The organism is Deinococcus seoulensis (genome assembly GCF_014648115.1).
Taxonomy (GTDB): Bacteria; Deinococcota; Deinococci; order Deinococcales; family Deinococcaceae; genus Deinococcus; species Deinococcus seoulensis.
Window position 1 is genome coordinate 1 of sequence record NZ_BMQM01000066.1, and the last position, 5,586, is coordinate 5,586.

Sequence of the window (5,586 nt, forward strand, 5' to 3'; positions counted from 1 at the left end):
TCTTCCGAAATCTCAATGCGCCGATGGGAACGGGCCATGCCCAAGTCTACTTCTTTGGTGCGTTGTACTTAAGCAGAATGGCCAGCGGTGCGTCCCGACAATTCAGCCAGTAGGGAACGCCTTGGCTGACTGGGAATGGGTGTACACCCGATAGCAGTCACGTTAGGCAGATGAGATCTTGAAACGCTTATATCCTCCTGAGCACTGATGAAGACCAAACCCGTTCAGAAGTGGGAGAGTGAAACGTGACACAAAATCTCGGTGATCACATGCAGCGTAAGGGGCAGGAGGTGCTGCGTGAACGCCAGAACGTCTGGCGTGCGCTCGACGCCTGCGAGACGGAGAAACGTCAACTCGACAGCCATCACGCGCGGTTCGCGCGGGGCGCAGAGCCTCTTGAAGGGCCTCTTGCCGGTGGTGTCCCCAGTCAAGAAGTCACCGCAGTCGTCCAGAAACTGCAACGGGCCGCGGCAGATCTCACTGCCATTGATCAGCAGGAGATTCGGGCACGGTCGGAGCTGAGAGACACCGAGCGTCGGGCACGGCTGTTTCAGATGTGGTTGATCGTGCTGGCCGCTGTGATTCTGCTGGTCTCCATCTATCTTTTGTTCTTTCGGTGAGGAATATTATGTGGCATCCATGGCTCCGGCAGCAGTCGGCACAGCAGGACGACATCCAGCGTCTTGAGGCGCGCAAACAGCAGTTGATCTCCGACGGCGCACACGCCTTCGCTTACGGTCAGATTCAGGCGGCACGGACGGGGGAGCAATTCAAACGACTTCTCGCGGAGAGCGACGTGGCGGCCGCGCAGCTGATCCAGGGATCCGGTATGACGGTCGGCGCCGCGTGGGCTGTGCCGTCCTGGTCCTCATGGGTGCCCGGTACCGCCACACTGGAACCCTTCCTCCGGGTGGGGGCCTACCACGACCCGCGTGACCCGCAGCGGACGTTCACAGTGCCATTCCTGGCTCCATTCATCGGGCAGAACCGTACTGTGATCATTCGCACCGAAGGAGACGCGCAGCGCGAAGCTGGGCTGGAATTGCTGCAGTCACTGGCCCTGAGAACAGCACTGCTCCTACCCCATCAGGCGAGCTACGTCCTGCTTGACCCGGCTGGCAACGGCGCGGCGTTCCTGATCCGCAAAGCTCTGCCCCGCGTGGCAGAGACGCAGGGAGACATCCGCCGGGATCTCGATCAGGTTGAACGCAACATTCAACGCGTCATCGAAACGTACCTGGACGCGGAAGTCCGGTCGTTCGAGCAGGTGCCGGAAGGAACGCGTGTGAACGAACGTTTCGAGTTCGTCTTGGCAGCCGACTTCCCGAATCAGTACGACCGGCGCGCCATTGAAGGACTCATGAAAGTCGCAAATACCGGTCCTCGTGCTGGTCGGTACACCTTCATTCACCAGAATATAGACGTGGAGTTACCCCGTGACCTGACGCTGGAGCAGATCGAAAACGCATTCGTGATCGATCTGAGCGCCGTGAAAGCAGACGGGTTCGATGTGACGTATGACCGGTCCCCGGACGCACGCTTGCAACAGACCCTGAAAAAGCAACTGGACGATGCGAAAGCTCCGGAGCGCGATCTGAGTTTCGCCACCAAGGTCGCCATTCCGGAATCGGCGTGGTGGCAGGCCTCCGCACAACAGCGTATCCAGACGCCAATCGGAGGGTTTGGCACGGACGGTACGCTCGACACGTGGTTCGGAGTAGACGGGGACGGGCGCCCCTGCGCTCACGGGATGCTAGGCGCGATGACCGGCGCCGGGAAGTCGAACCTGTACCACGTGATGATCTGTGGGCTCGCGCAGCGCTACAGCCCCGAAGAGCTGCGCCTGTACCTAATCGACGGAAAGGACGGCGTGGAATTCCAACCGTACCGGGCACTGCCGCACGCGGCCGTGGTGTCGCTGCGCTCGTCGCCTGAACTGTCGCGGAGTGTTCTCAAGGATCTCCTGATGGAGAAAGAACGCCGCAACCGGCTCTTCAAAGCGCAGGGCGTGCAGGATTACGCATCCTACCGCGCACTCGGGGAGTCCCTCCCACGTTTGCTGCTGCTCGTGGACGAATACCAGGAACTGTTCGAGGGCGACGCCGACGGCGAGGCGTCCGCGCATCTCCTGCAACTGGCGCAGCAGGGCCGCAGTGTCGGTATTCACATGCTGATCGCCTCCCAACGCTACGGCGCGACCGGGATGCTTCATCAGGGCGCAGTATTTGGCAACGTGCACCTGCGCATGGCCATGCAAATGTCACGCGCGGATGTCGATGCCCTGACGGAGTTTGGACGGCGTGGAAAGCTGCTCATTCAGACGTGCGACATGCCCGGCAAGATCGTCGTCAACGACCGCAGTGGCGACGACGGTGACGGAGCGAGTCGCGCTGGCAAGGTCTCCCGCTTGCCAGCCGCGGAGCGTGACAGCATTGTGAACCAACTGGCGGCCCGCGCCGCTGCCCTCCCGAATTACCGTTCGCGGGTGGTGGTGTTCGACGGTCAGGCCCAACCGAATCTGACTGACAATCCGCAGCTTCAGGCCCTTCTGGAACGCCCTGTTCGGAGTGGGATGGCGTTGGAAGCCCATGCGCGCCGCTCACCGGCAGATGGTGGCCTTGGCGTAGACGACTGGTTCGAGGCCGAGCAGCCGATGGTGACCTGGGCTGGGCAGGAATTCAACGTGGGAGGGCACGCCCGCGTGGTGTTGAGGCGCCGCGCGCACGAGCACGTTCTGGTGGTCGGCCGGAACGCGCCAGCCCGGTACGGCATGCTCAGCGCCCTGCTGGCCGGACTGGTCGTCAACCCGCTGGCGCGCGGAGCGACGGTCCTCATGGCTGATCTGAGCGTCAGCGGCACTCAATGGGCCGACGCGCTGCCGGCCCTGCGCGACAGTGCGCTGCGTGAAGCGGGTCTGAATGTCAGCTTGACCCGTGACAGCGACGAGATTCCGGACCTCCTGGCACGTGCGTGCGCTGCACTCGAGGAGCGGCGCACCGCTTCGAAGGACGCCCGCGCCTCGTTCCCGCCTCTCCTGCTCGTGCTGAGTGAGCCACACGAGGCGGACGCACTGCGAAGAGTCCAGGATACCTTCGGAGCGTCCGACTCCGTCAGCGGCACGCATCTGCGCACGCTCCTGACAGACGGCGCGCACCTCGGCGTGCACGTGATCCTCAGTGCACCCGGCGTTCCGCAGTTGCGTGCTGTGCTGGACGAGCGCCAGACGCTGCCGCTGTTCAAGCACCGCCTGACCCTTCAGGTGTCCGAAGACGACTCGTACACGCTGACCCGGTCACGCCGCGCCGCGAAACTGCAGCAGCATGGAGACACACCACTTGCCGCGCTGTACCACGATCCGGAAACTGAAGTGTCAGTACGGTTTAAGCCGTACAGCACTGACACGGACATTCCGCTCACGGCGCAGTTCGTAGCGGTCGCTCAGGCCATCCGGACGGCCGAGGTGACTGCATGAGCATGGACGACCAACTGCGGGAACTCACCGCTTTCCATCACGAGTTGACCCGCTTCAACGCCTCGCTCGGCAGTTCCCTACAGGAACTCGAGCGTAGTCACGGTGCGGTCGACTCACACTGGCAAGACAGCATGCGCAAAGCCTATGACGAGCAGTACACCCCCCTGCACGCGCATATGACCCAGTACGTCCGGCGTGAAGCGCCCCGCTACACTGAATTTCTGACCGGTAAGATCATTCACGTCCGGAGGTACCTGCACGGTGGCTGACACACGACGACTCTTGACCGGCCTGCGCGAGTATCACGCGACCCTGACCCGGCATCACGCGGTCCTGCGTGACGAGTATCTCGTTCTCGAACGCCGATATCACGCTCTGCAACACGTGTACGAAGGTGACGCAGCTGAGCAGTTCAAGGCAGGTTGGACACGGACGCACGCGACGTTCCGGGAGTACATGGACCGCGGACAGGTGATCCAGCACCTCCTGGCTGAACGTATCGACGCACTTGAAGCCGCTAACCGCCCTGACGGTGACCTGGGGTGAGCGCCACTGACCCCCGCCGCCTCGCACCGGCCCTGGCGGCATACGAACGGACCCTGCGCCGCTGGCTTGACGTGACCACGTCGACCAGAGATGATGCGCACTACACCCACCGGCACGGCGTGGAAACCGAGCGGCAGAGTGCTCATCGCTTGGCGATCAGCGTCACACGCGCTGATAGTGACGCGCAGGACATCACCGACACGGCAGACGCCCAGCGTCGCCTCATGGATCTGGTACTGACCACACGTCACCGCACCAACGAAGCTGTCAGCTCGTTCGTGGCTGTCGCAGAAGCGGCGCAGGCGGCCAAGTGGCGCTGGACGCACGCGGTCACGGGGGCGCGCAGCGACCTCGACGCGCGTCGCGCTGAACTCTCTGCTGCGCAGCAGGAGCTGCAGTGGGCGCAAAGCAACCTGCACGCAGCAGAGTCGACCCTTTCGGACGCCCAGTCTGCACTGTCCGACTGTGAATCCGACCCGCAACGCCTCAGTTGTAGTAGCGAGTCCAGTGACGTTTATGACGCCCAGGCTGATGTCACGGCAGCCAGGTACCGCGTGAGTGACGCCGAAAACGAAGTGCACACCTGCCAGCAAGCCGTCTGGGACGCCGGAGAGCGGCTCCGACGGTACGAGCATGCACTGCATCTCACCCACCTCGCTGACACCACTGCCCAGGAGACCTTGCCTCTGGCAGACGAAGCCGTCACGCAGTCAGAGCGGGCCCAGGACAGCGCGCAGCAGGCACGTAAAACACTCAATGAAGCGGAGATCCTGGCGGCCGGACAGCAGGACGAACTCCGGGCTGCCACTGCGCAGCAACGGCAGGCCGAATCGCACCTCAGCGACGCAACCCGTGCACTGCAGTCTGCAGATCGGCATCTGGACAGCGCGGCCGGCTACGGCTACCAGGCGCAGCGGGATCTGCAAGACCGGCAGGACGCCCTGTGGAACCTCAACCGGCCCGACCTCGGAATGTGACATGACTGACCTGAACTGGTACCAGCAGCAACTGCGTATGCTCAACGAGCGCCTATGGCACCTCGGGGCTGCCACGCGCGACGTGACTGCTTTCGAAGACGATCTCCGTCAGGTGTGGAATGACAGTGCTACCCGTGATCTGCGTGGCCGTCTCTTGCAACCACTCCATGAGGAACACAGCGCGGCCTCCACTGCCTTGACCCGAAAATCCACGGCACTCACTTCCATGCACGGATCCTTACAGCGGACACAGGGACACTGTGAGCAGGTTGCGCGATTCTCTGAGCACATCGCCGACCGGCTGGACGACACACGCCGTGAAATGGAACGTGGGCACCACGAACGAGACTGGGCTGATCAACTCACCACCCGAGTGCTCGCTGCAACCGATCGGATGACACAACTGATTACCGAAGCCGATCAGACCCTCCCTTGATCCAAGCTGCGGGGTAGTTGGCTGGAACTATGCCCGACAGGAAACGCCTTGAGGCCGTGACAGCCACGCTCGCAGCGTCCAAACGCGATCAGTCAGCCCAATCGCCATCGCCGGTGTGCGCTGGAGGTACTGTTGACGTCCCTTCGGGACGTCAA

6 protein-coding genes are annotated in these 5,586 nt (G+C 62.7%); all 6 read left to right on the top strand.

The window, feature by feature from the left end; translation table 11 throughout:
* Positions 1–245: 245 nt before the first annotated feature.
* The gene (locus IEY70_RS20505) at positions 246–620 is read left to right on the top strand and encodes a hypothetical protein (RefSeq protein WP_189066886.1); all 375 of its coding nucleotides are present in this window, start codon (positions 246–248) and stop codon (positions 618–620) included.
* An 8-nt stretch (positions 621–628) separates the two neighbouring features.
* The gene (locus IEY70_RS20510; RefSeq protein WP_189066887.1) at positions 629–3,472 is read left to right on the top strand and encodes an FtsK/SpoIIIE domain-containing protein; all 2,844 of its coding nucleotides are present in this window, start codon (positions 629–631) and stop codon (positions 3,470–3,472) included.
* A gap of 2 nt (positions 3,473–3,474) precedes the next feature.
* Complete coding sequence (locus IEY70_RS20515; RefSeq protein WP_189066888.1) at positions 3,475–3,741, top strand: hypothetical protein; 267 nt, start codon at positions 3,475–3,477, stop codon at positions 3,739–3,741.
* Between the two features lie 13 nt (positions 3,742–3,754).
* On the top strand, positions 3,755–4,018 hold the full coding sequence (locus tag IEY70_RS20520) for a hypothetical protein (RefSeq protein ID WP_189066889.1): 264 nt from the start codon (positions 3,755–3,757) through the stop codon (positions 4,016–4,018).
* A 71-nt stretch (positions 4,019–4,089) separates the two neighbouring features.
* Complete coding sequence (locus IEY70_RS20525; RefSeq protein WP_189066890.1) at positions 4,090–4,995, top strand: hypothetical protein; 906 nt, start codon at positions 4,090–4,092, stop codon at positions 4,993–4,995.
* Position 4,996: 1 nt separating this feature from the next.
* On the top strand, positions 4,997–5,431 hold the full coding sequence (locus IEY70_RS20530) for a hypothetical protein (RefSeq protein WP_189066891.1): 435 nt from the start codon (positions 4,997–4,999) through the stop codon (positions 5,429–5,431).
* Positions 5,432–5,586 lie beyond the last annotated feature (155 nt).

Bases quoted from the DNA above. Each gene is read 5' to 3' on its own strand.
- IEY70_RS20510 (WP_189066887.1), top strand. From the start codon at position 629: ATGTGGCATCCATGGCTCCGGCAGCAGTCGGCACAGCAGGACGACATC.
- IEY70_RS20530 (WP_189066891.1), top strand. From the start codon at position 4,997: ATGACTGACCTGAACTGGTACCAGCAGCAACTGCGTATGCTCAACGAG.
- IEY70_RS20515 (WP_189066888.1), top strand. From the start codon at position 3,475: ATGGACGACCAACTGCGGGAACTCACCGCTTTCCATCACGAGTTGACC.